Annotated in this window: 26 protein-coding genes and 1 pseudogene; 1 reads left to right on the top strand and 26 read right to left on the bottom strand. The window is 49.9% G+C overall.

The window, feature by feature from the left end:
- Window positions 1-64 precede the first annotated feature (64 nt).
- From DW085_RS13835 to dapF (DW085_RS13745), 20 genes and pseudogenes are all read right to left on the bottom strand, one after another.
- Entirely contained in the window at window positions 65-409 is a 345-nt protein-coding gene (locus tag DW085_RS13835) for a TnpV protein (RefSeq protein WP_033119194.1), read from the bottom strand.
- A complete protein-coding gene (locus DW085_RS13830; RefSeq protein WP_118493238.1) occupies window positions 406-3,399 on the bottom strand; it encodes a DUF4368 domain-containing protein in 2,994 nt (997 codons plus the stop codon). Before DW085_RS13830 ends, DW085_RS13835 begins: the two co-directional genes overlap by 4 nt.
- Complete coding sequence (locus DW085_RS13825; RefSeq protein WP_002570687.1) at window positions 3,396-3,896, bottom strand: PcfB family protein; 501 nt, start codon at window positions 3,894-3,896, stop codon at window positions 3,396-3,398. Before DW085_RS13825 ends, DW085_RS13830 begins: the two co-directional genes overlap by 4 nt.
- 86 nt (window positions 3,897-3,982) lie before the next feature.
- A complete protein-coding gene (locus tag DW085_RS13820; protein WP_118493236.1) occupies window positions 3,983-4,402 on the bottom strand; it encodes a DUF4313 domain-containing protein in 420 nt (139 codons plus the stop codon).
- A 12-nt stretch (window positions 4,403-4,414) separates the two neighbouring features.
- Window positions 4,415-4,726 carry a DUF5720 family protein gene (locus DW085_RS13815; RefSeq protein ID WP_025487374.1) on the bottom strand — a complete coding sequence of 104 codons (312 nt, stop codon included), beginning with the start codon at window positions 4,724-4,726 and terminating at the stop codon, window positions 4,415-4,417.
- 22 nt (window positions 4,727-4,748) lie between these two features.
- A complete protein-coding gene (locus DW085_RS13810; RefSeq protein WP_009004944.1) occupies window positions 4,749-5,495 on the bottom strand; it encodes a phage antirepressor KilAC domain-containing protein in 747 nt (248 codons plus the stop codon).
- Between the two features lie 42 nt (window positions 5,496-5,537).
- Window positions 5,538-6,392 (bottom strand): annotated as a pseudogene (locus DW085_RS13805) (DUF6017 domain-containing protein); the annotation flags it as partial.
- Between the two features lie 67 nt (window positions 6,393-6,459).
- Window positions 6,460-6,645 carry a hypothetical protein gene (locus DW085_RS13800; protein ID WP_009322017.1) on the bottom strand — a complete coding sequence of 62 codons (186 nt, stop codon included), beginning with the start codon at window positions 6,643-6,645 and terminating at the stop codon, window positions 6,460-6,462.
- A gap of 29 nt (window positions 6,646-6,674) precedes the next feature.
- On the bottom strand, window positions 6,675-6,950 hold the full coding sequence (locus tag DW085_RS13795) for a DUF5720 family protein (RefSeq protein ID WP_005335947.1): 276 nt from the start codon (window positions 6,948-6,950) through the stop codon (window positions 6,675-6,677).
- A gap of 12 nt (window positions 6,951-6,962) precedes the next feature.
- Window positions 6,963-7,889, bottom strand: coding sequence for a ParB/RepB/Spo0J family partition protein (locus DW085_RS13790; protein WP_007886608.1), 927 nt, complete (start codon window positions 7,887-7,889; stop codon window positions 6,963-6,965).
- Window positions 7,846-8,667 (bottom strand): ParA family protein, encoded by an 822-nt coding sequence (locus tag DW085_RS13785; protein WP_118493234.1) that lies wholly within the window; start codon window positions 8,665-8,667, stop codon window positions 7,846-7,848. The genes DW085_RS13790 and DW085_RS13785 overlap by 44 nt, the downstream gene beginning before the upstream one ends.
- Window positions 8,668-8,786: 119 nt before the next feature.
- Window positions 8,787-10,502 (bottom strand): 23S rRNA (uracil(1939)-C(5))-methyltransferase RlmD, encoded by a 1,716-nt coding sequence (gene rlmD, locus DW085_RS13780; RefSeq protein WP_118493232.1) that lies wholly within the window; start codon window positions 10,500-10,502, stop codon window positions 8,787-8,789.
- A gap of 32 nt (window positions 10,503-10,534) precedes the next feature.
- The gene (locus tag DW085_RS13775) at window positions 10,535-11,917 is read right to left on the bottom strand and encodes an MATE family efflux transporter (protein WP_118471878.1); all 1,383 of its coding nucleotides are present in this window, start codon (window positions 11,915-11,917) and stop codon (window positions 10,535-10,537) included.
- Between the two features lie 131 nt (window positions 11,918-12,048).
- Entirely contained in the window at window positions 12,049-12,681 is a 633-nt protein-coding gene (locus DW085_RS13770; RefSeq protein WP_022358543.1) for a cytidylate kinase-like family protein, read from the bottom strand.
- Window positions 12,682-12,851: 170 nt separating this feature from the next.
- Complete coding sequence (locus tag DW085_RS13765; RefSeq protein ID WP_118493230.1) at window positions 12,852-13,652, bottom strand: N-acetylmuramoyl-L-alanine amidase; 801 nt, start codon at window positions 13,650-13,652, stop codon at window positions 12,852-12,854.
- Between the two features lie 72 nt (window positions 13,653-13,724).
- A complete protein-coding gene (dapF, locus tag DW085_RS13760; protein WP_118493228.1) occupies window positions 13,725-14,525 on the bottom strand; it encodes a diaminopimelate epimerase in 801 nt (266 codons plus the stop codon).
- A 46-nt stretch (window positions 14,526-14,571) separates the two neighbouring features.
- Window positions 14,572-15,126, bottom strand: a complete 555-nt coding sequence (locus DW085_RS13755) for an ANTAR domain-containing protein (protein ID WP_118471876.1) — start codon at window positions 15,124-15,126, stop codon at window positions 14,572-14,574.
- A 31-nt stretch (window positions 15,127-15,157) separates the two neighbouring features.
- The gene (locus DW085_RS19895) at window positions 15,158-15,928 is read right to left on the bottom strand and encodes a glutamine synthetase family protein (protein WP_243034035.1); all 771 of its coding nucleotides are present in this window, start codon (window positions 15,926-15,928) and stop codon (window positions 15,158-15,160) included.
- Window positions 15,919-16,476, bottom strand: coding sequence for a hypothetical protein (locus DW085_RS19890; RefSeq protein ID WP_243034034.1), 558 nt, complete (start codon window positions 16,474-16,476; stop codon window positions 15,919-15,921). Before DW085_RS19890 ends, DW085_RS19895 begins: the two co-directional genes overlap by 10 nt.
- 220 nt (window positions 16,477-16,696) lie before the next feature.
- Window positions 16,697-17,557, bottom strand: coding sequence for a diaminopimelate epimerase (dapF, locus tag DW085_RS13745; RefSeq protein WP_022358537.1), 861 nt, complete (start codon window positions 17,555-17,557; stop codon window positions 16,697-16,699).
- Between the two features lie 505 nt (window positions 17,558-18,062).
- Between dapF (DW085_RS13745) and DW085_RS13740 the strand changes: the two genes are divergently transcribed.
- A complete protein-coding gene (locus tag DW085_RS13740; RefSeq protein ID WP_118493226.1) occupies window positions 18,063-18,986 on the top strand; it encodes an AraC family transcriptional regulator in 924 nt (307 codons plus the stop codon).
- Window positions 18,987-19,149: 163 nt separating this feature from the next.
- Here DW085_RS13740 and ytvI read toward each other — a convergent pair whose 3' ends face one another.
- The 6 genes from ytvI to cdaA form a co-directional block, all read right to left on the bottom strand.
- Window positions 19,150-20,265 carry a sporulation integral membrane protein YtvI gene (ytvI, locus tag DW085_RS13735; RefSeq protein ID WP_117795979.1) on the bottom strand — a complete coding sequence of 372 codons (1,116 nt, stop codon included), beginning with the start codon at window positions 20,263-20,265 and terminating at the stop codon, window positions 19,150-19,152.
- A gap of 38 nt (window positions 20,266-20,303) precedes the next feature.
- Complete coding sequence (locus DW085_RS13730) at window positions 20,304-21,494, bottom strand: pyridoxal phosphate-dependent aminotransferase (RefSeq protein WP_107001247.1); 1,191 nt, start codon at window positions 21,492-21,494, stop codon at window positions 20,304-20,306.
- A 139-nt stretch (window positions 21,495-21,633) separates the two neighbouring features.
- Complete coding sequence (locus tag DW085_RS13725; protein ID WP_118493224.1) at window positions 21,634-22,935, bottom strand: O-antigen polymerase; 1,302 nt, start codon at window positions 22,933-22,935, stop codon at window positions 21,634-21,636.
- 53 nt (window positions 22,936-22,988) lie between these two features.
- A complete protein-coding gene (locus DW085_RS13720; protein WP_107001249.1) occupies window positions 22,989-23,252 on the bottom strand; it encodes an HPr family phosphocarrier protein in 264 nt (87 codons plus the stop codon).
- Window positions 23,253-23,296: 44 nt separating this feature from the next.
- On the bottom strand, window positions 23,297-24,673 hold the full coding sequence (locus tag DW085_RS13715; RefSeq protein WP_118493222.1) for a CdaR family protein: 1,377 nt from the start codon (window positions 24,671-24,673) through the stop codon (window positions 23,297-23,299).
- On the bottom strand, window positions 24,651-25,526 hold the full coding sequence (gene cdaA / locus DW085_RS13710; protein WP_118467076.1) for a diadenylate cyclase CdaA: 876 nt from the start codon (window positions 25,524-25,526) through the stop codon (window positions 24,651-24,653). Before cdaA ends, DW085_RS13715 begins: the two co-directional genes overlap by 23 nt.
- Window positions 25,527-25,568 lie beyond the last annotated feature (42 nt).

The raw sequence follows: 25,568 nt of genomic DNA, 5'->3' as shown, positions 1-25,568 counted from the left end.
ATTCTATCGCAACTTTGGAATATATGAGAAAAGTCCGAACAGTTTTCTGCCCGGACTTCCTCACTCAATCATAAATCAATTCTGCTTTCACAATCTCCTCTGCCTGTGCCTTGCAAGCGTTCATCTGCCGCACCCATTCCATTTGATTATCGGCTTTCAGTTGCTCAGTCACACCGTTTTGCTCTGCCAGTGACCGCACGATCAGCTCCATGCGGTTTCGTGCCGCTTCGTCAATCTCGGCACAATGTTCAAAGAGCTTGTCGGATAGCACCAGTTCATTGAACAGTATCGGGCGGTGCATTTCCAGATACGCCTTGCGAAGTCTGCCGTAGTGTCCGATGGGCTTGGTCTTGCGGATAACGATGTTCGGGATAAGATAATCGCCGTTCTGTGTGTAAGTGATATTCATGCTGATTGTACTCCTTTCATTGGCTCTCTCTGCGGTAAGCTGCTGACAGGGACGAACACGCCCTTTGCAATGTCCTCTGCACGAATGGCGGCTTTCTTGGCTTCGATTTCTGCCTTTTTCCGCTCCTTGATTTTATCCTCGTATCGCTTCTGCGCTCCGCTGGCTTTACGCTTCAAGTAGTTCTGATGAAGTCTGTCCTTGCGTTCCTCTCGCTTGCGGATTTCTTCTAATTCCTCCGGGGTCAGCTCCACTTCTCCAAACGCCGGGGGAACGAAACGCCCAACAAAATTGAAGTAAATCTCAACCTCCTGTGTGGTCTGTATACTGCCCTTGCGGTCACGCTCATGCACAAGGATTTTCTCGATAAACTCGTTGAGCATGGCAATGGTCAGCTTGTCGAAGTTCTCATATTTGTCAATCAGAGCGATAAAACGGTCAGCGTCCTTTTCGTGCTTCTCATAGCTCTTGACAGCCTTTTCCAGAACAGAGATTTCAGCGGTAAGCTCGGACTGTTCCTTTTCGTATTGAGCGTCCAGAGTGGCGTATCTGCTGTCGGACAGCTTGCCTAAAATGTTGTCCTCATAGATTTTGCAGAGCAGGACTTCCAGCTCGGAAACTCTCTGCTTTGCTGTGGCAAGGCGTGTGCGCTGTTTTCTGACCTCTGCCGTCTGCTGGCTGGACTGCGCTTCCTGCACCACACGGACAAACTCGGCTCGGTCATGCTTGGCATACTCGGCAATAGCTTTGAGCATTTCGGAAACAAGGGACAGTACCACATCTTCATTGATACGGTGCTGGGTCTTGCAGAGTGTCCCGCAAGGAACTTTTGTGTACTGTGAGCAGGTGTATTGAGAAATGCGCTTGCCGTTATTGGTGCGGTGGACATACATCTTGCCGCCGCAATCGGCACAATAAAGCAAGCCTGTGAGGGGAGCTGCTTCGCCCCAGCCGTCCGGGTAGCGTCTGACATTCCCACGGATTTTCTGCACAAGGTCAAAGGTCTGCTGGTCAATAATAGCTTCGTGCGTATTCTCAAAAATCGTCCATTCGTCCTCCGGGACATAATGGCTTTTCTTGTCCTTGAAGTGCTTTCGGGTCTTGAAATTGATGGTGTGTCCCAGATATTCACGCTTTTCAAGAAGGTTGCAGATGGTGGAAGAACCCCAGCCGTACACATCTTTGAAAGTCTTATTCTTGTTCACGCCCTCGCCGTGCTGGGCAAGGTAAGCGGACGGAATGAGAATTTTTTCTTCTTTCAGCTTGCTGGCGATCTGATACGGACCGTAGCCCTCAATCGTCATGGCAAAGATGCGCTTGACCACATCAGCGGCTTCGGGGTCAACCAACCATTGGTCTCTGGCTTCGTTCCAGAGATAGCCGTAAATGACCGTGCCTGTGAGGTGCTTGCCGGACTTGCCTTTGGACTGGAAAGTGGAACGGATTTTACGGCTGGTGTCTCTGGCGTAGTATTCGTTCATAATGTTGCGGAAAGGGGTAAAATCATCGTCACCTCTGGCACTATCCACGCCGTCATTGATGGCGATAAGTCGCACGCCACGCTGACGCAGGATTTCCATAATCTGACCGACTTTCAGATAGTCACGACCCATGCGGCTCATGTCCTTGATACACAGATACTCCACATTTCCGGCTTCAACCTCTTTCATCATTGCCAGAAATCCGGGACGGTCAAAGCAAGTGCCGCTAATGCCATCGTCCGTGAAATGGACAATGTTCGTAAACCCCTGCCGTGCGGCGAACTCCTCCAACATTGCTTTTTGATTGGATATGGAGTTGCTCTCACGCTGTTGGTCATCATCTTTGCCAAAGTCATCACGGCTCAGTCGTTCGTACAGAGCTGTGATTTTCTCGTTTTTTCTCATAACTTGCGCTCCTTTCTTCGGTTTTAGGTTGTGTGTTCTAAGAGACTTCCCAACCGCTTGATTAAGAAGTCTTTTAGAGCATACAACACCGGCGGCCAGCTTATATTTCTTATACTGGCGCACCGCAAAGTGGTTCGGCTTCTCGGCTTCCAATGCATCAAACATAAGATCCACGGGGTTTTTGAACTCCTCGTCATCCTCCCGGACTTCCATAGCGTTGATGAACTCAATAAGGGTGGAGAAATTCTGTTCCTCCACCGGAGCCTCATAGTGGATATAGCCAATGAGCGCACAATAGAGAAGCGTTTCTGCCTTGACCCAAAAATCGTCCCCGGCCTTGCCTTCGCCTTTGGTATTGGCGATCAGCGTTGTGACCAGCTTCAAGATGTCCTTTTCGCTATGGATATAGGCGAAAGGGTTATAGTGCATTGATTTTCGGAAGTTGATGGTATTGAGGACCTTGATGCGGTACGGCTCATAAATGACCTTGCCGTGCTTATCCTTCATGGGCTTTCCGTCCTTTCCCAGCTTGGGTGCGCCCCTTTGGAGCATTTTTCCGCACTCCACCAAAATGGTTCCCTTCGGATCGGTGACTACATAGGACGAGTGCATCTGCATCAAATTCGGTTTGAGCCAGAAGCGGGTCTTACCGGAACCGGAGCCGCCGATCACCAGCACATTTTTGTTTCTGGCGGTCTTTGGGTCCTTGGGGCGACTGTTCATGGTCAGGCTTTCGGTTTTTGTGAGAATGACATTGTTCTGGAACACCGGGTCGATGTAGGGAGCAATATCCTCACGGGTTCCCCAACGGGCAGAACCATACTCCATGCCGTGACGGTACTTCTTGGCGTTTTTACTTTTGAGATACACCGCCAGACGCAGACCAGCACCGCAGCACAGCCCCACCAGCAGATCCAGCGGGTGCAGGCTGGGCCAGAAGCTTTGCAGCGCCCCAGGCAGGACAGCAAACAGAGAAAGGAATTTCTCTGAAATATTTGCCCCCTGAGCCAGTCGCCATGCCTCCCCGAAATTGGTAGCAAACAGCCCCATCAGGAGATAGGGCAGGTTCAGCAAAACGAGCTTTTTGATGTCAAACTGCTTTTTCATCGTTCCAGCTCCTTTCGCTTGGTGCGGTCCACCACGGCATTTTTGACCATCTCTTTGAACTGACTGAGTTTTGCCAGCACAGACGGGCGTTCTGTTTTCTCGGCCTTCTTGACCTTTTTGCTGGTGTACTCGGTAAATGCAGCGGTCAGCGCATCGGCGTCACGGCCTTTGAAAAAGATCAGGTACTTGGGCGGGGAGCTACTGCGGTCTTTCTTCACCGCATAGTCCACACCATATTTCCGGGCGATCTTCTCAAATTCCTTGATGGAAGGGTCTGTGATCTCGATATTGGAGATCCCCTGATTCTGACCAATGAGCTGCTTGACGGTCTGTTTGCCGTGAGGTGTCACAGGAGCGTCACGGCTTCTCTGCTTTTGCAGCTTCTTTTCCTTGCAGTGGGCCATGTACTTGCTGATGGCGGCTTTGAGCAGCCTGCCGGTGAACTTTGTTCCACTGACAACCAGCGTTAAAGTCCTGTTTTCCACTTCTTCCTGCATTTTCATCGCCTCCTTTCCACAAAATGTGCAGGGGTGGTGCATTTCTTTCTAAGGCGGGACCACCAGCCGCCGAAGAAAATATTTCTTCATCGCTCCATCCCGCGGCTCTTTTTCTTTACCGGCTTCTTATCCGGCAGATTCCACACTTCCCGAAACTCTGCCACACCTTTGGGATCAAATGCCTTCAACTTCTCCAGATCAAAGGCAACAGCAGAATATTTCCCATAACCGGACTGCACCTGATAGGGAAGCACCTTCCCCAATTTGTTCTCTTTGATGAATCGCAGCAAATCCTTGCTGATGTCACCGGAAATAAACGCCTCTCCGGGGTCCAGGGAATATCCTGGTAGGTTCACCGTCATATCTGCAAACGCCTCTGCTCCATCTTCTGTATGGGTAATCATGCCGATATAAAGCCGCTGATTATTCGCATACATTCCAAGTTGCAGCGATATGGTTTCTTCCCCATATTCCCACTTAAAGGGTACTTTCTTTTCCTCATTCATATCGGCTTCCTCCTATCGTATCTGTTCTTTGTGGTCATAAAACAAATCTCCATTTCTGACCTTTGCATGGCTGAGAATCTTGATCTGCCCATTTGCCTGACTGTCCAGAGCTTTTTCATAGCCTATATCTGACAAAAACAGGCGGGTGCGTTCTCCTTTCCAGCCAACCGGGGAGTCATGCGTCAGTACATCAAAAATAATCATGTGCCGGGTGTTCTCCGCAAATCGCTGGAGATCCATGTAGTCATGACCGTGATAGTTCTGCGCCCCGGCTTTCTGGCGCATTTCCTCCATCAGCTGCCCGATTGTTTTGCCTTCCTGCATAAAACCCACTTCCTTTCCGTTCTTATGAGACCAGCAAGATCATCTCCCGCAGCTGAGCAAAGTAGAGCTTTCCCTTTGGCGTAACCAGCGTGTAGGAGCCGGTATGCCCGTGATTGCAGTAGTCTTTCACACAGAACAGCCCCGTATTTTTCACATTGGCATAGGGCAGCACATTGCCGGATGCTGTGCGGTACACAAACCGTCGTTCTATCAGAAACCGAACAAACCGGCGCTCCGGGACATCCAACTCTTTGGCGGTTGTCCTGAGATTGGTGCTGTGCTTTAAGTCGATGAACAGGTCATAGAAAGCGGCTTTGCCCTCCAGCTGTGCATTTTCCTTACGCAGAGAAATATTTGCTTCACGCTCAGCCAACAAGTCTGAGCAGAGCTTCATCAGAGCCTCCGGGGAAGTAGCTACCTCCCAAAGCTTCTCTCTTGTGAGATAGGCCCCGTGCTTGCGAATGGTAGGCAGAACCTCATCGAATACCCACTGTTCAAACTGTTCTGCCGATGGCAATTTGCTGTGAACAATCAGGCGGTACAAATCTCCTTCGGGGATAAAAGTCATACTGATTTTGCGGTCGGGGCTTTGTGGGTGAGGTGCGTCGCGTTTCACGACATACCTACAATGGCGGATAATTGCATCGCGGGAATTGCTGTACCCCAGCGCAGCGGCCACATCCGTTCCGCAGAACAGGTATTTGCCGTTTTCTTCGATGACCCGGATACTGCCAAACTCCGGGTTTTTGAAAATTTCCATCTGGTTCATGTCGTGCCTCCTTTGGCATGATAAAAGGCGGCCTTTACCAGCGCCTGCGTGCATATCGTGGTTGACCAATGAAGTGAAGTGATTATTCATGGTGGTAGGCGCATTGAACAGCACCGCAAGCAGGTACTGCTTCATGTTGCGTACCTGGGTGGTGTTCTTTTGCAGACAGTCCATAACAAACTCGATGTGGGAGCTGTCCAGTTTCAAAAAACGGGAACGCACGATCTCGTGAGGAAAGTCTGCCCCAGAGATCCGGGTGGTCTTTCGTCTGGCACAGACCGTTTCTACCAACAGCTCTACGATCTCATTCAGGTCATCCAGGTAGAGAGGATAACGCTGTTTCAGACAGTCATACTCGATATTCTCCAAAATCAATTCCCGATAATTTTCTATCTCTGTGACAGACATCGCATCTCTTCCTTTCCGTTCCGGCGGTCTTGCCGCCGCTGTTTCCCGGAAGGGAATGGAATCGGTACTTGATCCATAAATATTTTGTTTTTGAGTATTTGATTTCTCTATATTTAATTCTGCGGGCTTTTCCGTATCCGGTTTATCCATATACGGGTTTTCCGTATCTGGTGAATCCGTATCCGGTTTTCTAAGCTGTGGCTGCTCGTATATGACATACTCTGTATCGCTGATGCGTCCCTGCCGGTCACGCAGCTTGTGCCGCACAATGTAACCGGCAGCCTCCAATTCCCGCAACGCAGCGCCTATGGCATCCACGCCCTCCTTACAGATCTTTGCAAGACCACGGGTGGTGTAATTCCAGTCCTCTGGCAAAGATAACATCATGGAAAGCAGTCCCTTGGCTTTTAACGACAGGTTTGCATTTCGTAAATGATGATTGCTCATCACAGTATAATCACGGGTCCGTTCAATGCGAAAAACGGCCATCGACCTCACTCCTTCCGAATTTTGGGTACAAAAAAACCGCAATCCTCATTCCAAAGAATTGCGGTGTTCAACACTTTTCAAATTTTCTTGCATAGAACCAAAACAGCGGCTTTCGAGGACGCGCCTCTGTAAATGGCTCCTCCTGGGCGAAAGGAAGTGTTTGCATCACTCGGTCAATATCCGTTGATTCCATGTCATGCTGAGATTTGCAATCTTCCCGGATTGCTTCTTGAATTTCCTTTACCGTACACATAGTCATTCCTTTCCTTTCGTTGTATGGGTTTATGAGCGGCGGCGTTTTCCCGGTTTGAAATCGAGGATATGTCCCTCAATCACACGAGCGTAACGCTTGATCTTAATCTCCCGACGCTGCTGGCTTTGCAGGGCAGCCTGATACCCGTCCTCGGTCAAAAACAGCCGCATTTCCTCTCCGGGGCTGCCGTAAGCTGTGCTGGGACGCAGGACGGAAAACTCAATCATCCAGCGTGTGTTATCCCAAAACCTCTCCACGGCGAGAATGTTGTGTCCTTTCAGCTCACGGGCTGAAATATCCATCATAGGCGGCTCCTTTCATCGTTCCTGGTCTCTCTGACGCTTTTTCTGCCATGCCTCCAGCAGCTTGATGATGGTTTCCTGCATCCGCTGGGGCGTATAGCTTTTAGGAAAATACTTCCGCAAGGTGTCAGAGGTAAATGTCACTCGGTCCAGATCGCTTTTCTTTTCCTCACCCATGATGACACGCATCATATCGAGGGTCAGATGCCCCTCCTGACTGTATTTTTTGAGCCGCTGGGCTTGAGAAAGAGAAGGGGTAGCCTGTTCGCTGTCCATTGCATCCAGCAAATCTCTCTGTTCCTCTTTTTTGAGGAAGGACAGCTCATAAGCAGGATTTAAGGCAATTTTCTTTTCATCCACCATGTCCAGCAGTTCGGGAATCAGTTCGGTCAGACGGATAAATCTTTTAATCTGTGATTTGCTATCTGGACTGTTCTCCGCGATTTTTTCTGCCGCAGTCAACTTCGGCCCAACTTGGGCCGAGGTTAAATCCGTCCTGGCTCCTTGGTGCTTAATGGCATCCAGTTTCATCTTATAGGCAAAGGCCCTTTCACTGGGAAGCAGGCTTTCTCGTTGCAGATTGCTGTCAACCATAATGATCGTGGCGGCATCATCATCCAAATCCCGAACAATGACCGGCATGGTCTCCTTGTCTGCCAGCTCACTGGCTCTGTGCCGCCTGTGTCCGGCTACCAGCTCATAACCGCCCTCCGGGTCCGGTCGAGCAATCGCCGGAACCAGAACGCCATACTGCTTGATACTGTCAGCGGTCTCCATCATGGCTTCGTCATCCTTGACTTTGAATGGGTGGTTCTTAAAGGGATGCAGTTCAGACAGCGGAATCTCCTGAATCTTTTCCAGCTTTGCATCCTGACGGCCTTCTTCGGTGGAGAACAGATCATCTACCGAGGCCAGCTCTATTTTTTTCGCGCTGCTTTTCAAGTTTCAACACCTCCTTCGTCAGATTTCGATACCCCTCTGCCACCTTGCCGCCAGGGTCATGGGCGAAAATACTTTTTCCCTCTGCACTAATTTCCTTTGCCCGGACAGAATGGGGGATTTCCGTTCCAAAGACTTTGATTTTACTTCCATAGGTGTCCCGCAGCAAAGCAGCAATCTCTTTGGCAAAGTTGGTGCGGTTATCCACCATCGTCAGCAGGATACCGTCAATCTGGAGCTTTGGATTGATCTGTCGTTTCACCTTACTGACCGTAGATAGAAGCTGTTCCAACCCTTTGGCGGGCAGATACTCTGCCTGAACGGGAATTATGATCCTGTTCGCAGCCGCCAGCGCATTGACCGTAAGCATCCCCAACGAGGGCTGACAGTCAATCAGGATATGGGAATATTGTCCCTTCAGTGTGTCCAGATATTGCCGTAAAACCGTTTCACGGCTCATGGCGTTTACCAGAGAAACCTCCATACCGGAAAGCTGAATATCCGCAGGCATCAGGTCAACGCCTTCTGCATGATGCAGAATACCTTCTCCGGGACGTATAGGCTGATCCATCAGAATTTTGCCCATTGCATCCGACAGTGTAAATGGCAGCTTGTCCGGTTGCGGATTTCCCAAGCTGATTGTCAGACTTCCTTGTGGGTCCCCGTCGATCAGAAGCACTTTCTTTCCGGCCTGTGCCAGACCTATTCCCAAGTTCGCACAGGTTGTTGTTTTGCCAACGCCGCCTTTCTGGTTGGCGATGGCGATGATTTGCGTGTTCAAATAAACCTCCTCCTTCTACAAAAAATATCCCTATTCCGAAAAATAGGGATGAAAAAAGCCGCTTACTCAAATAAATGAATAAACGGCTATGTAAGAAATATTCGATTGTAAGTAAAGTTTTATATCACTGCAAAATAACGAAGTGCATCTTTGATTGCTTCTACCTTTTCTGGTGTCGGATGTTTCCTCGGCTGTTTCAATTCTTCTACCGCATTAGGAGCATCATACATCGGCAATCCCAAATTTCGCTTTACCTCTGCGATATATGCGGTATGTACCTTGAAGCCGTATTTCGCTTCTATGTACTCCTTAATCATTTTGTAGGTCACTTTTTCTTTGGGCTTATACGCTTCGGCTCTTTTAGCAATACTATCTACCGGAATCTTGCCCTCGCCCTCTCCAAACTCCACATCAATGTGGATATAACTGTCGGCTTTTTTGTGGGATAAAAGAACTACTGTCTCCACATGCCCCGTCCACCCAAACAAATCCACCGGCCATGCTTCTTTCGCCCGATAACCGTGCTTTGCGAATACTTTCAAATCGCGTGCCAATGTATCCGGACCACAGGAAATGTAGACGACACGTTTCGGCTGCATCAGGGCTACCGCGTCAATAAATTCCTCGGTACTTCCGCTTCTCGGCGGGTCCATAAACACCACATCTGCACTCTCGCCTCTGGCTGCCATATGAGACATGAACCGGCCTGCATCATTGCAGAAGAACTGTGCATTGGTGATGCCATTCTTCTTCGCATTCTGCACCGCATCCCGCACTGCATCCTGATTCAACTCTACACCGATCACCTTGCCTGCGTGCTTGCTGGCGATAAGTCCGATGGTACCGATGCCGCAATAAGCATCCAGCACCGTCTCCTTGCCTGTAAGTTCTGCCAGTTCCATCGCTTTTCCGTACAGCTTCTCAGTCTGAACTGAGTTAATCTGATAGAAGGAACGGGACGAAATACGGAACCGGAGCCCGCAGAGAACATCCTCTATATATCCTTTTCCGTACAGAACGTGTTCTTTGTCGCCAAGCACCATACTGGTGCTTCTGCCGTTGATATTCTGGACGATCGTAGTAATTTCCGGGTGCTTTTCACGAAGCGCCTTGACGAAATTGTTCTTCGACGGGAATACCGGGGATGCTGTCACCAAAACGACCAGAATCTCGCCGGTTGTGAAGCCGCGGCGAATCAATACATGACGCAGCAGACCGTATCCGGTGTCCTCATCAAAAACACGGATCTTGAACGAACGAAGCATACTCCGGATCGTCACGATGATCTCGTCTGCTTTCTGATCCTCAATCAGACAGGAATCCACCGGAAGAATCCGATGTGTCCCCTCTTTGTAAATGCCAGAAATTGGATTATTTTTCCGATCCAATCCAAATACCGCATGAACTTTATTGCGGTAATGATACGGCTCTTCCATTCCAATGATCGGACGAACCGGACAGACACCGCCCAGCAGTTCTTCCATGCGCTTCTGTTTTTCTTTTAACTGCTGATCATAGGTTAAATGGAGATACTGACAGCCACCGCACTCACGGTAAATCGGACATTTTGTTTTTTCACGCTGTCCACCATGAACCGTTTTCTGACCGTCTTTTTCCCCTACATTTCGTTTCCTGTCCCCATGTGTGCCCCATTTATCCTCAACTCCAGACACTTTACGAGCAGATTTTCCCTGTTTTTCCCCATTGACTCCCACTTTTGCACTATTCTTGGAAAATCCATTTGTTTTCTCCCCCCGGCCAAACGATTTCTTTCCTTCCGTTCTTTTTCCATCAGAACCATTCCCTGCTGTCTTTTTCCATCCTGTTTCTTTCATTTTTTCTCACACTTTCTTTCTTCGCTTATCTTCTACGCCTCTCCCAACTCTGCTTCCGTCTTCACGCCCTTAAAATTCTTCTTCCAACGTTCTTTCTTAAAATGCACCGCGTAAATGAGTCCGCGCACGCATTCATCGGCTGCCATTGCGATCCAGACGCCTTCCAGCCCCCAGCCGAGCTTGCTGCCGAGCAACCAGGAGCCGGCGGCAGCTACGACCCACTGGAAGGTGATTCCGACCGTGGTCGGGGTCAGGACATCGCCGACCGCAATCAGGCATTTGGTCATAACAATGTTGACTGCGCGCCCGATCTCCAGCACAATCTCAATCACCAGAATCCGCCGTCCAAGCGCAATGATCTCCGGGTTGTCTGTGAAAATCAGGAAAATGTATTTACCTCCCAGGCACATCAGCACCGCCATCCCGACACACGCCGCAATCGCAACCTTCAGTGTCGCATTCACTCGTTTCTGTATATCATTCAGACGGCGCGCTCCGATCAGGTAGCCCAGCACAATCTGGGTTGCCGTCGCGATCGCCATCGCATAAACATAATCAATATTGGCAAAAATCGTACAGTATCCCTTGGTTACAGTAACCAGCGTGCCAAAGGAATTAACAATTCCCAGAATCATCATCTGGGAGAGATTGTACGAAAAACTTTCGACCCCCGTCGGAATTGCCAACAGGCAGAGATTTTTTAAAATCTGCACCGGAAATGGACGCAGATAACTCATTCCCATTTTGACGCGGCGGCTCTTGAAAAACATTCCGATCATCAATGCCAAACCAACTAACTTACTGATATCTGTCGAGATCGCCGCCCCGACCGCCCCAAGCTGCGGCATTCCGAACCAGCCGTTGATTAAAATCGCATTTCCCACAATATTCATGGCATTCATGATAACTGATATAATCATGACTTCCTTTACCATGGCAAATGCGCGGATCATCGCTGAGAAGGTCAGATAAAGTCCCTGCACCAGAATAAATGCGCCGACAATCAGCAGATACAGCGACGCCTCATCAAAAACCTCCTCCGGCACATGGATCGCCCGGTAAAGCGGCGTGTGCCCGGCAAAAACCAGGATCGTTGCCGCAAGACTGACGCCGCCGATCAGCACGATCGAGACCATGCAGGTCCGGGATGCATTTTTTTCATCCTGCGCGCCCAGATACTGGGACAAAATCACAGTAACCGCCGTCGATGCCATGCTCAGCACGATAATCACCAGGTTCATGATCTGGTTCGCATTGACAATCGCTGCCACCGAGGGCTGCGATACCCGGCTTACCATCATCTGATCAACGTTTCCGACCAAAAGCTGCAATAACAGCTCCACGAAGATCGGCAGCGACATCAGAAATAAATTCCGGTTCGTATTCATTTTGTCAATATCATTTTGATATTTCATATTTTCCCCTTACTTGTAATAATAGCAAAACAGCACATACAGCCGTCCAAACACTCTCGTATTCGCCCGGCTGTATGTGCCATTTTACACGATACTATATTGAATTGCAAGTGGAAGTCATTCTTTTTCCCTTACAAAAGCCCCCTCATTTTTAAATAATCCTTAATCAACTGAACCGCCCCGTCCACACCAATCTGCGTCGTATTAATCAAAAGGTCGTAATTCTCCGGCTTCTCCCAGTCGCGCCCTGCATAATAACGATTATAATCGCGGCGTTCCCGGTCGATCCGGTGGATATTTTTGAGGACATCTTTGTCCGCGTAGAGATTCCGCTCACGCACGCGCTCCTCACGCACTTTAATATCCGCGTAGAGGAACACGCGGATCAGTCCCTCGGTGCCATCCAGCACGTAATCCGCGCAGCGACCGATGATGACGCAGGATTCCTCCGCCGCCAGCTTCCGGATCACTTCCGACTGGAAGCGGAACAGATTGTCAGCTGAAATGAGATCGGAACCGAACGACGGTGCGCCCTTTTCCGGCGTCAATGTATTGATAATCTTGTATAAAAGCCGGTTGCCCGCCTTCTCGTCTGCCAGATGGAAATAGCTCTCTTTGATACCGCTCTCATCTGAGTTCATACGGAGAATGTTCTTATCATAAAAACTGATCCCCAGATCTTCCGCCAACTTTTTGCCCGTATCCGCACCGCCGCTTCCATACTGCCTCGCAATCGTGATGATAATTTTTTTCTTCTCTGACATACCAAACCCCTCCCTTTATCTACAAGAAAATGCATGTTGCTTTCTATCTTCAGCATACCATAATGAGGGGATTTTTTCCATTCATTTTTACAAAAAGCACAGCAAAAATCAATCAAATAAGTCATTCTATTCTTATTTTCAGATAGTGCCTGTTTTTCAGCTTTTCTCCCCTACTTCACCTCCCTCTCATACAAAAGCACCGTCGGAAATCCCGCCTTCCGCAGTTCCCGTTCCATCCGCACAGCGTTGTCGAGATTTTTAAACGCACCGACCCGAAGCTTGAAATACGTCCCATCGTACACCAGAAATGCAGGGAATCCCATACGGCGCAGTTCGTCTAACTGCTGCTCTGCCAGCGATCGGATGCGGTACGCCCCCGTCTGGATCTGGTAATAATAGTCGCTCTCTTCCACCGGACGGCGATCCATGTCGTCATCGATTACATTTAGAATCCCAGATGCAACCGCCGCCGCAATTTCGTCAAACTGCGCGTCAAACCGCTTGTTATCCTCCGGATTGTCGATAAATCCGACTTCAACCAGAACCGCCGGCATCTGCGTTTTCCGCAGCACAATCAAATCCGGGCGCTCGATCACGCCGAGATCCACATATCCGGTGCGCGCCAGCTCTCTCTGTATTGAATCCGCCAGCTGTTCTGATTCCCTGCCTGTCTTGTACACCAGCGTCATGACGCCCGAACCTTTTCCCGGCTCACTCGCCGCATTGCGGTGCAGGGAAACAAAATAGTCCGCGCCCGCCTCATTTCCCATCTCTGCTTTCTGGTAGGGCGTGTCATAGACGTCCGTTGACCGCGTGTAGACGGCATTCACCCCATTTTCCTCGAGAATCCTCCCTACTGCCAGCGCCAGACGCAGGGTATCGTCCTTTTCCATCCGATCCTCAAATACTGCTCCCGGATCTTTCGTTCCGCCGTGCCCGGCATCTATCATCACTTTCTTTTTTTCTTCCAAAAGAAAAGACTCCTCTCACATATCGTTGTACTACTACCATATGTGAAAGAAGTCCCAAAGTTTCCTGTTTAATTATTCCTCATACTCCCCGCTAAACACTTCCACCGCCGGTCCAGTCATGAACACGCGGTTTTTCTCGCGGTCCCAGCGGATCTGCAGGCAGCCGCCCAGCAGCTCGACCTCAACCTCATCCTCCGTATGCCCTGCCAGAATAGATGCAACGGCAACCGCGCAGGCACCTGTTCCACATGCCATCGTTTCGCCGGATCCGCGCTCCCAGACACGCATTTTTACGTGTGTGCGGTCAATGACCTTGACAAACTCGGTGTTGGTACGGTCCGGGAAACGCTTATGGAACTCGAATTTCGGTCCGATCGTCTCCAGATCCAAGGAATCAATCTCATCCATAAACAGAACGGCGTGCGGATTTCCCATGGAAATTCCGGTAAATTCGTATTCCGTTCCATCTACCTCGATCTTCTCCGGAAGCTCGGAAGTCTGCTCCGGCTCGCCCATATCGACGGTGACCGCCGTTACTTTGCCATTTTCAACCTTCATATCCAGATATTTAATCCCGGACAATGTCTCAACAGAAATCTGCGACTTGTCTACGATATGATGGTCATACGCATATTTTCCCACACAGCGGATGCCGTTGCCGCACATCGCGCCGCGGGAACCGTCCAGATTGTACATATCCATGCGGCAGTCTGCCACCTCGGATGGAGTAATCAGAATCAATCCGTCGGAACCAATTCCAAAATGGCGGTCACTGACGGCAATCGCCAACTTCTCCGGATCGTTTACCGTTTCTTCAAAACAGTTGACATAGACATAATCATTGCCAAGTCCCTGCATTTTTGTAAATTTCATTGTTTTTACTGCTCCTTCTGCCTTTTTGATCCTATTTTAAAGGATCTTACGCCATTTTGTAAAGACTGATTACCATTTGTGCCGCCTCAATAAGGCTGACCTGGCTGTCCATGCTGCATTTCTGCAGATATTTATGCGCTTCTGGCTCCGTCATCCGGTTCCTCTCCATCAAAATCGCCTTTGCGGTGTCGATCGCTTTCTGATCCTCTTCCCTGCGCTTCTGCGGCGGCTGGCGACGCATCCGCCGTCTTTTTTCCGCCTGCGTCTGCTCAATCATGCGGACCGTTGAAACTAAATCTCCCATTTTAAACGGCGCCGGCAGGCAGACAATCTTTCCCATCGCTTCGCCGCTCCACCGGCTTGGGGAAGCAATGAGAAGCAAATCAAATCCCGGCGGCAGCTGGTCGGCAAGCTGCCGGCAGGTCATATCACCAAACCGGTAGCCGCTCACCACAATCCCGCTTCGCAAATCATCAGTTAACGCTAAAACCTGCGCGCCCGATGTGCAGGAGGCTGTGACCTGTATTCCATGTTTTACGAGTATATTTCTAATATTTCGTCCGTCCTGCGGCTTCGAAAATGCTACTATGATGTTTCCCACGTGGTCTCACCTCACTGCGATTTCGTACCCCCTAACAACGATACAGATATTCCGCTGTTTCCCAATCCGTCACATAGGCACAGAAGCGTTCCCACTCCTCTTTCTTGCCCTCGCCGTACATCCGGCAGAACTTTTCCCCAAATACACGGTGTGCAAATTCATTCTGATCCAGCTTCTGGAGCAATATCCCCAATGTCTCCGGGAACCGCGGCGCATCCTCATCGCCCGCTTCTTCATCCAGCACCAGCGCCTTCTCGATTCCTTCCAGTCCTGCTGCCAGAATTGCCGTCAGCGCCAGATACGGATTCGCAGACGGATCCGGGAACTGCACTTCCACGGAAATACGTCCGTTCCGGTCTTCCTTCACATGAACTGCCTTTTCACTTCCTTTTTCCCACACAGCCGCCGGGAACTCCGGCTGGAACACCGTGCTCCGCTCCGCCGCCAGACGTTTATATGAATTGACGGTCGGATTCGTAAAAATCATCATATCACTCAGATTTTTAAGCACGCCTGCTGCAAAATGCTTCGCCTGCGCCATCGCCTCCGCGCCCCGTCTGGAAGAGATCGACACGCCCACATGAAGCCCCGATCCGTCGCCGCTCATGTTTGGCTTCGGCATAAAAGTCGCATGCAGACCATGGCGTTTCGCAATCCGTTTGACCGCCGCCTTGAACGTCTGTAAATAATCTGCTGCCTCAATGCCCCGGCGCGCCGGAAGGACGAAGCTGTGCTGTCCGGCAGTCAGACCATGATGCGTGCTCTCGACCGCAAATCCTGCTTCCTCCAGGCTCAGAACCATGTCCCGGCGGACGCCCTCTGCCAGATCGATCGCCCCGCGTCATAATACCCGGCAACCTCATGCGTCACCGTCGTCGGTCTCCCATCATCATCCGTGTGAAACAGATAAAACTCACACTGGAAATCAAAATCAAAGTCCAGTCCCATCTTCTCGGCACGTTTTACCGTTTCCTGTAAAATATGACGCGAATCCGTCCAGGACGGCGTCCCATCCGCATTGCAGACCTGGCAGATCACACGCGCTACATTTTCCTGCCCGGAATCCCACGGAAGAACCTGATACGTTGATGCATCCGGCTTCAAGTACAATTCCACACTCTCGCTCTGGTCCGTCAGATACTCCGGCGCCGCCGCGCCCTCGATCCCAGCTTTCTGTAAGCCGCCGAGCGCAAACCGGTTAATTGCATACCCCTCTTTCATCGCTTTTTCCGCCTGCCTCCGCGTCATCTGGACCATTTTGCACTGTCCAAAAATATCGGTAAACTGCAGCTTTACCAAATCAACATCTTCATCAAAAAAAGGTTCGGATCGGTTCGTATTCTCTCCCATCGCCATTTCCTCCTATAAAAAACGAGGCAGCTGTCTCTGTCTCCAGTCAGCCCCCTCGCCCTCTTTTCATATACGCCCAGAATTTTCCTGCCTATACAGCCCCCAAAATTTCAAGCATACGTTTATGATCGTTTTGCTGTGTGAGAATGCCCCTGTCATTCTTTTCACAATTTTTATAAATAAAATATAGCAGTCCGATATTTTTCTGTCAAATACTTTTTTATTTAATCCGCAGCTGTTCGCTCAATTCATTTCCCAACTGGATATGTCCCACATAGCCGACCTCGCCGACCATGTAAACCATGCCGTCCTCCTTGATTTCCACTTCCAGCGTGCCGCCCGGCATATGGACGTACATATGCGGATCGGCAAGTCCCAGGCGGTATGCCGCACTCGCCGCCGCGCAGGCGCAGCTTCCGGACGCCAGCGTATATCCAACGCCTCTCTCATAGATCTCGATCTGGATATTCGTCCGGTCAAGGACATTTAAAATCTGCGTATTGACCTTTTCCGGGAAATATTCGGATGTTTCCGAATGCTCGCCGATCCGGCACACCATTTCCTTCGAAATCTCATTCATCCAGATAACACAGTGCGGATTTCCCATTGAAAGACAAGTCGTGACATACGGAATCTTTCCAAATACCATCGTCTGGTTTACCATCTCCCGCCGCTCGCCGGTCACCGGAATCTCATCGCTCCAGAACGTCGGATGTCCCATCGAAATTTTCACACGGGTCGCATCCTCGTTGAGATAAAAGACTGTCTCCTCGCCTCCCAGCGTTTTCCAGGAGATCGTCGTTTTCTGCACATATCCCGCGTCCCGCAGATATTTTGCAAAAATACCCATGCCGTTGCCGCTCTTCTCCGCCTCGCTGCCGTCCGCGTTGTAGATGCGTACATAAAAATCATTCTCCCCCAGATATGGGCCCGCCAGAATGCCATCCGCGCCGATGCCAAAATGACGGCTACACATCTTCTTGATATTCTCCGCATTCAATTCCAAATCATTCTTATTTGGATCAAACACCAGGTAATCATTTCCCATACAGTGATATTTTTCAAGCACAACCTGTTTCATCGCGATACCTCCTGCCCCTTTTAATCAATACCATAAAAATCTTTCATCGTAACTGTTCAGTACCTTCACAGTCACGCGCAAAAATCCATTAAAATTGCCTACGGCAATGGGATTTTTGCCTGCTGACCCATGTTTTCGTACGGTCAGCGCAGTAAATGCGCAGACCTACTGAACAGTTACCTTTCATCAATGATTTCTATTCTACTTCCGTTCTCGAAATCACTTTATCATGCATATCCATTTATATTTTGAATATGTCTGCATTTTCATAATATTCCATCTATGCTTTCTTTAATTTCAATTTTAAGAAAATATAGCAGCTTTTAATAGAAGAATCATGCTTTAAATATTGCATATAATGCTATATAATATGAACTAAGAAATGAAATATCTGTGTTTCAAAACATATTTATCTCAGAGGAAAACAACAAACTCAATGCATTTATACAAGATATAATTTCCCGCAACAATCAACCTGCAATACACTCAAAAAAGGAGTCCCCTTATGCCAGAAAACACCACCCACGAATCCCCCGCCTACGAAAAACGCGGCTACCTCAACCACGAATTCCGCCTTTTCCACCTGCGCGGGCAGATGGATACACCGGTTGCCTACCACTATCATGATTTCCACAAAGTCCTGATCCTGTTAAACGGCGAAGCGGACTACATCGTGGAAGGCCGTTCCTACCACCTCCGCCCGCTCGACATCGTCCTCGTCGGCGCGCACTGCCTGCACAAGCCGGTCGTGCCATACAAAAGCCGATATGAGCGCATCATCCTCTACCTGTCGCCGGAATGTCTGGATGCATTCTCCTGTGCTGACTGTGCGCTCGACCTCTGTTTCCAGCTTGCCAGAGAACAGCAGTCCGATGTTCTGCGCCTCGGTTCCCTTACCATGACGCCGCTCTTAGAGGCGCTGTCAAGACTGGAAAATGCCTATCAGGCAGGTGGTACAAATGACAATGGCACAGACAATGCTAACTTTGAATCCCTTGGTGGCAGCAGCTATGGCTCCGGGCTTCTTCTGCGTTTATTATTCCTGGAATTTATGGTACATCTTGATCGCGCCGCCTCCGAAAACCATCGGGAATACGTTCCGACCTCCCCTTCCGGCGAAAAAATCCTGGAACTCATGCGCTACCTCTCTGAACACCCGGAAGAAGACCATACGATCGACCAGCTCGCCGCCCGCTTTTACATAAGCAAATACCACATGATGCGTCTCTTCCGCCAGGAAACCGGCTACACCATTACCGAATACCTGACCGAAAAACGCCTCCAAAACGCAAACGAGCTCCTGCGCCGGGGCACCCCCGTCACAGAAGCCTGCTATCAATCCGGATTCCGCAATTATGCTGCGTTCCTCCGGGCATATAAGAAAAAATATCGCGATACGCCGCATAATTTATCCAGATTAAATTACTAAAAAAGAATGTGCCTCAGCACATTCGGGCGTCTCGCGCGGTCGCTTGCGACATGTTTCTGCTTCGCGCGAGTGCGCATCCTCGCGGAGCGTTTTTTGTTTCATAGGACGCAATTTCCTATGAAACAAGAAAATTTTACTATATAGAAATAGAAGGAAACCTCCCCTATTCTTCCCTCCGGAATTTCTGAATCGCCTCCATCAGCATCCTGAAATTCCGGATCATCGAATCAAACGCCCCATATTTATAAAAATTGATAAAGACAAGCCCCACCGGCACCGCCAGAATCATGCCTGTCAGCCCGCGCAGCTTAAATCCCAGATACAAAAGAAACAGCGTCATCAGAGGCGGCAATCCCATCGACTCCCCGACGATCTTCGGCTGGATGATCTGACGGACGACCTGCGTCAGGATGTAGAGCAGGATAAGCCCGGTCGCATACGCATACTCCCCCGCAAACAGTTTCACAACCGCCCATGGGAACAGCACCGTTCCCGTTCCAAAGATCGGCAGAAAATCCAGAATCGCCGTCAAAAACGCCAACAGGACACCGTAGCGGACACCCAGCACCAAAAATCCTGCCGCGAGAATCAGCGCCACCACACACATGATACGGAATTGTGCCAGAAAATATCCACCAATCAGTCCCTTTGCGTCCCGTTTCATATACTCGATATAGCGGAATACAAATGCCGGAAGATGCTCTTTCAGCCACCGCATGATGGACTCCCGATCCGCCAGAAACAGGTATGAAGACAGGATAATAATGACCATATTTACCAGAAGATTCGGAATACTCTTCGCCACATGTCCGGCGATCTGCACGGTCGGTTCCGCCGCCCGCGATACCAGTTTTCCAAACAGACCATCCAGATTATCCGAAAATGCCAGCAGCGGCGGTTGTAAATTCTGCGGAAAATATTCTGCAAGCTTCCGCCCATTCTGCAATGCATTCTCGATCTCAGCGATCACACTCTGATATATTTCCGGTGCATCCGCCAGAAAACTTCCCATTTCCCGGTAAACCAGAAGACCCGCCCCGTAAAAAAGACCGATCACGATCGCCAGCGCCGCGATAATGATCAGCATCGAGCCGTGGCGCCGCACCAGCTTCACGCGCCGTTCCAGAAACCGCACCAGCGGATTTGCTAAAAGTGCCAGAATCCATCCGACCACAAACGGCATGAAAAAATGCAGAAGTCTGGGACCTAAAAAGATGACCAGACATAAACCAAGGAGCGGAATCACAATATTCAGAATCATTCTAAAACATCGTTTCATCTCATCCTTTTCCTTTCCAAGACGATGATACAATTTCGCTATACCAGATTATAGTGTTCCGCAATCTTTCTGAATGCCGGAAGCGATCTCTCGATCTGTCCATATGATACGCAGTATGCAATGCGCACATAACCTGGGCAAGCGAATGAACTTCCCGGTACTACCAGTACATTGTACTGTTTGCATACCTCACAGAATTCCTTCTCATTCTCCACTGGAGATTTCACAAACAGGTAGAACGCGCCCTCCGGCTTGATGCAGGAAAATCCGCACTCTTTCAATCCGTTGTAAAGCAGGTTACGGTTGCGGTCGTAAGCTTCCAGATTCACATTCGCATCTACGCAGCGCTTGATGACTCTCTGCATCAGGGATGGCGCATTGACACAGCCCAGAACACGGTTCGCGATCGTTGCCGCCTGGAATACATTTGCGCTCTCATCCATCTCAGACGGGATTACCAGATAACCGATACGCTCGCCCGGAAGGGACAGAGACTTACTGTAAGAGTAGCAAACCACTGTATTGCGGTAATATTTTGTCACATACGGTACAACCGCGCCGTCGTAAGCCAGCTCACGATACGGCTCATCGGACAGAAGCACGATCGATGTACCAAATTCCTTCTGTTTCTTTTCCAGAATTGCTGCAATCTTCTGCAGTGTTTCCTCGGAATAAATAACGCCGGTCGGGTTGTTCGGGGTGTTGATGATCACTGCCTTGGTCTTTTCGTTGATCTTTTCCTCAAATTCAACGAGATTCGGCTGGAAATCCACCGTATTCGGAGATACAACCACCAGCTCGCCGTCATAGTTGCGGACATAGGAACCATACTCTACAAAGTATGGTGCAAAGGTAATGACCTGCTCTCCTGGATTTAACAGGGTCTTTAAAATGACATTCAAACCACTTGCCGCACCGACCGTCATCAGGATGTTGCCTGCGTGAAAGGAGGTGCCGAACCGGCGGTTTAACGACTGAGCGATCGTCTCACGCACATCTTCATAGCCTGCGTTGGACATATATCCGTGTACAAACAGGGAATCTTCTTCCTTTACGATATCCTGAATTGCCTGATTTACCTCTGCCGGAGCCGGTACGCTCGGATTTCCAAGGCTGAAATCAAACACATTCTCACGTCCATATTTCGCTGCCAGCTTATTGCCCTCTTCGAACATCATACGGATGGCGGAGTTATTTTTCATAAGCGGTATCATTTTTTCTGAAATCATTGGCTTGCCCTCTTTTCTATAAAATTGATCCATGCGGCAATTCAATCTGTATACAAGCAGCACTTTAACTTGCTGAATTGTCGTCTTTTTGTTATTATAGCAGATTTTATTTCATTTTTATATCTTAATCCATATATTTTTACCGCCCTGCAATCTTATGTGATACCAGAAATGTCACAACCGCTGTCACCGCGAAATAAAACCATGTGGACGGATTGCTGAACCAGGTTGTGAAAAACGATAACAGCATGTAAAGTGCAAACTGTGCGTACAGAAGATAGGTAATCGGATTCTGCACCTGGCGCATCATCCGCATCAGCAGATACGCCGCCGCTCCTAACAGGGCAGAAAAGACGAACACGCCAATTACGCCGAAATCGTAGTACGCATCATAAAACATCGTCAGCGTCGTCAGCTCTTCCTTCGTCACATAATATGGAAATGCCGTCAACGACGGAACCAGAAACTTGAGTCCCGTCAGCGTCCAGAACGGTGCCAGCATCTTCATGCCCCAGCTGTGCTTCACAAGTCCCTTGACCAGACAGTCGAAATTATCGTAATTGTTTGCAATATAAATATACGGCTGCGTCACAAAAATCGGCAGGTGCCGTTTCATCTCAAAAACCGTATTCAGGTAGGCAGTATCATGGCTGCGCGCGATCGTCAGCAGAATGTAGAGCATAATCAGCCCCGCCAGCGCAAAAACAACGTAGATCGGATTCAGCTGGTGTTCCATCTGCATGTAGGTAATCAATGCCAGCAGTACCGCAAACAGAAGCTGGGAGCGCGACACGCACAGAAGTGGAATCGCCACCGCCGCTGCATCTGCCAGAAGCATACACACCAGCCGTCCCCGGCTGCGACCGCCCTCGATGCAAAAATAGATCACAGAGAGCGCCGGAACCAGCACACAGGACACCGTCAGATAATGAAGCCCGGTCACATGGAAATAGGAATAGGCATGCGGAATTCCACGGAGCAGCAGAGGAATATAGCCCATATAGACCGCCTCAATCGCGAAGCAGCCTGCCGATACCGCCGCCAGCGCCACCGCGCAGAAAAAGACGGTTCCGGCATAAGATTCCAGCCCCCGGCGCTGCACCGCGCCGGAATGACCGCCCACACGGACGGACGCTTCACCGGAAAATGCTTCCAGATAATAAAAAGCCAGATAAAAGCCCGCAAACGCCGCCAGAAGTCCCAGCCACGTTCCCGCACTCCATGCCTGACTTAAATAACTAAGCTTCATACACGCCAGTCCCTGTCCACCTACAAAGGAAAGAGCGAAAATCCCCCGCAGATGCAGAAGATTTCCACTCCGGATATAGTCTGACGCATACAGATACACCGCCGCCGCCAGAAGCCCTGCGCCGGATAAAAGATAATGGCGGCTGAGCGCCAGAAGCAGCGAAGCCGCATAGCAAACCAAATAAACGATCATAGTTCCATCCTATCCGTACGTCTGTACACAGTCTTTTACCGCACCGTTTTTTTCTACTCGCCCAGCCCGTCATCAACGATTTTCAGCATCGCTGACAGAGCTTCCTCCTCGTCTTTTCCATCACAGATAAACTCGATCTCATCACCGCTCTTGATGCACGCCCCAAGCACGCTCAGGACACTCTTTGCATTGGACACGGTGCCACGGAACTGGAACTGGACGGAACAATCGAATTTTACCGCCTCATTACACAGGATTCCCGCCGGTCTCAAATGCAGACCGGTCGGGTTTTTTAATTTAATTTTTGCTTTTACCATTATTTTAACTTCTTTCTCCTCATTTGTGGACGGCGTACTATGCTTTATGCCACATTTCCGCTCTCTGCATCCACATTTTCTTTTGCCGAGCTTGCCCCGCTCTCCCGGTTGGAACTACTCTGGCTGTCCGTGTCTCCACGGTCACTCTCGGTGCTTTCCGTCGTCTGGGCGCTGGAGCTTCCATGTTCGCTGACCCGCACTGTCACAGCCGGCGCCGACAGCATCTTATACGCGTCCCCCAGCTGGAACTGCGCCGCTGCCGTGTGCTCGCCCAGTCCCATGCCTGATACATCGACCCGGATATTCATCTTCGCCGCCGACAGGCTGCTTAAATCCTCCTCAAGTCCCTGTACCTTGACTTCCATCTTCGTATCTTCGACGGTATAGCTGTAGCTGCTGTTCTTTCCGTTTAGAGTCACATCCTCCGGTTTGACCGTAAAGGTCTTCTCTATCAACTTCTCGACCTGTAGTGTCACGTTGATCGTCGTGCTATCCAGTCCCACGATCGTAAGCCCGGACGGCAGATAATCATCCAGATCGATCTCGCACTCCACATTCTTCGTCGCGCCCTGCACATTAAGGGACGGTCCCTGAATCGTGAGCGTGCTGACCGATGCCAGATCCGTCTTAAGCCCCGCCACAGACACCGACTTGATATCCGTCTTCGGACCCGTATAGCGGTATCCATCCGCCACTTCACCACTGACGTCAAAATCAAGCGGTACTTCTTTTACTTTCAGGATCTGCATCGTATAAGAGACATCTCCGCCAACCGTCTTGACAGAATCTCCCAAATCTGACAGCACATTTCCATTGGCGTCAAAATACTCCGGTGTTGCTGTTCCACCGACATCCGCCGCAGCACCGTCAATATTAAAACGGATACCCACGCTGCTGATCTGTCCGATCAGGGAGGTTGGTCCTTTAACCGTCACCTGGGATGGCACCATTGTCACCTCACCCGCCTCGTAACCCTCTGCCGCCTTGCCCTGAGGATACGCTTTCAGCGTAAATGCCTTGGTCTGCAGCGCCTCGGTCGTGATCTTGATGACCTCCGGGGACTTCACAACCGGCGTGGACTCCAGCAGTTCCTCATTGTTCACCACTTCCACTCGGATCGGGATCGCACCCGTCACATCATACATTTCCGATAAATCCGCATAGGCGTTGAAATCCGACGCCTTTACCTTATAATCATCCTTCGTCCGGATCTTGAAACTGATCACCGCCGTTTTTTTGCCTACCACATCATAGGCAAGATCCGCCTGCTCCAGCACCTGATCGTTCGTGATCGTGACCGGAACCTCCCTCGTCGATACCTTGATCGGGTTCGCCACATTCACGACTGCCAGCCACACAAAGAAAGCACAGAACAGGGCAATCAGCTTGATCGCAAGATTATTCGTCAGCTTTTCTTTCATTTCTGCGTCTTCCCTTCCATATTCTGAAACGACCTGTGTTTTCCGTTTCCCGTTTTACCAGAACTGACAATATATCTCTCAGTTCATCTCCATCCTTGACACTCTTAAGCCGTCCGGACACAGCCACCGACACACGCCCCGTCTCTTCCGATACAACCAGCGTCACGCTATCGGTCGCCTCACTGACTCCGACTGCCGCACGGTGTCTGGTTCCCAGCGCCTTGCTGATATCCATATTGTCCGAGAGCGGCAGATAACAGGTCGCCGCCGTCACACGGTTACCGCGAATCACGACCGCGCCGTCGTGCAGCGGTGTGTTGTGCTCAAAAATATTGATCAGAAGCTGGCTCGTCACGATACCATCGACCTCGATGCCCGTCCTCTCGATCTCTCCGAGCGGCGTGCCCCTCTCGATGACGATCAGGGCGCCCGTCTTGACTTTTCCCATCTCAAAACAAGCACGCACCAGCTCTGCAATCGTCTTTTCGCTGAAATCCTCATTTTTCTTCGTATCATCCGTTGAAAACAGCGTCGTCAGCACGTTCTGGCTTCCGATCTGCTCCAGTGCTTTCCGCAGCTCCGGCTGGAAAATAACGATGATCGCCGTTACTGCAATGTACGATGTCTTTTCCAGAAGCCACAGAATCGTATCCAGTTCCAGGATCGCAGCTGCCAGAAAGAATGCAAGAATAAAAACAATACCCTTCAGAAGCGTCCACGCCCGCGTATTTTTGATCCAGATCAGCATTTCATATACCAGAATTGCTATAATCGCGATCTCTATTAAATTTTTAAAGGTTATCTTCGGTACGAACGAGATCCACGAATAAATCTCCGTCAGTATCTCTGCCATTCTTTTCCCTCCCTTTCGGGCTGCGTTTCTGTTACCAGTCAC

The organism is Clostridium sp. AF50-3 (assembly GCF_003477445.1).
Lineage (GTDB): Bacteria > Bacillota > Clostridia > Lachnospirales > Lachnospiraceae > Otoolea > Otoolea fessa.
Note: the sequence above shows the minus strand (reverse complement) of the source record. Positions and strands in the feature narration are given on the sequence as shown.

Bases quoted from the DNA above. Each gene is read 5' to 3' on its own strand.
- DW085_RS13835 (WP_033119194.1), bottom strand. From the start codon at position 409: ATGAATATCACTTACACACAGAACGGCGATTATCTTATCCCGAACATC.
- DW085_RS13830 (WP_118493238.1), bottom strand. From the start codon at position 3,399: ATGAAAAAGCAGTTTGACATCAAAAAGCTCGTTTTGCTGAACCTGCCC.
- DW085_RS13825 (WP_002570687.1), bottom strand. From the start codon at position 3,896: ATGCAGGAAGAAGTGGAAAACAGGACTTTAACGCTGGTTGTCAGTGGA.
- DW085_RS13820 (WP_118493236.1), bottom strand. From the start codon at position 4,402: ATGAATGAGGAAAAGAAAGTACCCTTTAAGTGGGAATATGGGGAAGAA.
- DW085_RS13815 (WP_025487374.1), bottom strand. From the start codon at position 4,726: ATGCAGGAAGGCAAAACAATCGGGCAGCTGATGGAGGAAATGCGCCAG.
- DW085_RS13810 (WP_009004944.1), bottom strand. From the start codon at position 5,495: ATGAACCAGATGGAAATTTTCAAAAACCCGGAGTTTGGCAGTATCCGG.
- DW085_RS13800 (WP_009322017.1), bottom strand. From the start codon at position 6,645: ATGTGTACGGTAAAGGAAATTCAAGAAGCAATCCGGGAAGATTGCAAA.
- DW085_RS13795 (WP_005335947.1), bottom strand. From the start codon at position 6,950: ATGATGGATATTTCAGCCCGTGAGCTGAAAGGACACAACATTCTCGCC.
- rlmD (WP_118493232.1), bottom strand. From the start codon at position 10,502: ATGAAAGAAACAGGATGGAAAAAGACAGCAGGGAATGGTTCTGATGGA.
- DW085_RS13775 (WP_118471878.1), bottom strand. From the start codon at position 11,917: ATGAAATATCAAAATGATATTGACAAAATGAATACGAACCGGAATTTA.
- DW085_RS13770 (WP_022358543.1), bottom strand. From the start codon at position 12,681: ATGTCAGAGAAGAAAAAAATTATCATCACGATTGCGAGGCAGTATGGA.
- dapF (WP_118493228.1), bottom strand. From the start codon at position 14,525: ATGAAATTTACAAAAATGCAGGGACTTGGCAATGATTATGTCTATGTC.
- DW085_RS19895 (WP_243034035.1), bottom strand. From the start codon at position 15,928: ATGGTTCTGAGCCTGGAGGAAGCAGGATTTGCGGTCGAGAGCACGCAT.
- DW085_RS19890 (WP_243034034.1), bottom strand. From the start codon at position 16,476: ATGGGAGAGAATACGAACCGATCCGAACCTTTTTTTGATGAAGATGTT.
- dapF (WP_022358537.1), bottom strand. From the start codon at position 17,557: ATGAAACAGGTTGTGCTTGAAAAATATCACTGTATGGGAAATGATTAC.
- DW085_RS13740 (WP_118493226.1), top strand. From the start codon at position 18,063: ATGCCAGAAAACACCACCCACGAATCCCCCGCCTACGAAAAACGCGGC.
- ytvI (WP_117795979.1), bottom strand. From the start codon at position 20,265: ATGAAACGATGTTTTAGAATGATTCTGAATATTGTGATTCCGCTCCTT.
- DW085_RS13730 (WP_107001247.1), bottom strand. From the start codon at position 21,494: ATGATTTCAGAAAAAATGATACCGCTTATGAAAAATAACTCCGCCATC.
- DW085_RS13725 (WP_118493224.1), bottom strand. From the start codon at position 22,935: ATGATCGTTTATTTGGTTTGCTATGCGGCTTCGCTGCTTCTGGCGCTC.
- DW085_RS13720 (WP_107001249.1), bottom strand. From the start codon at position 23,252: ATGGTAAAAGCAAAAATTAAATTAAAAAACCCGACCGGTCTGCATTTG.
- DW085_RS13715 (WP_118493222.1), bottom strand. From the start codon at position 24,673: ATGAAAGAAAAGCTGACGAATAATCTTGCGATCAAGCTGATTGCCCTG.
- cdaA (WP_118467076.1), bottom strand. From the start codon at position 25,526: ATGGCAGAGATACTGACGGAGATTTATTCGTGGATCTCGTTCGTACCG.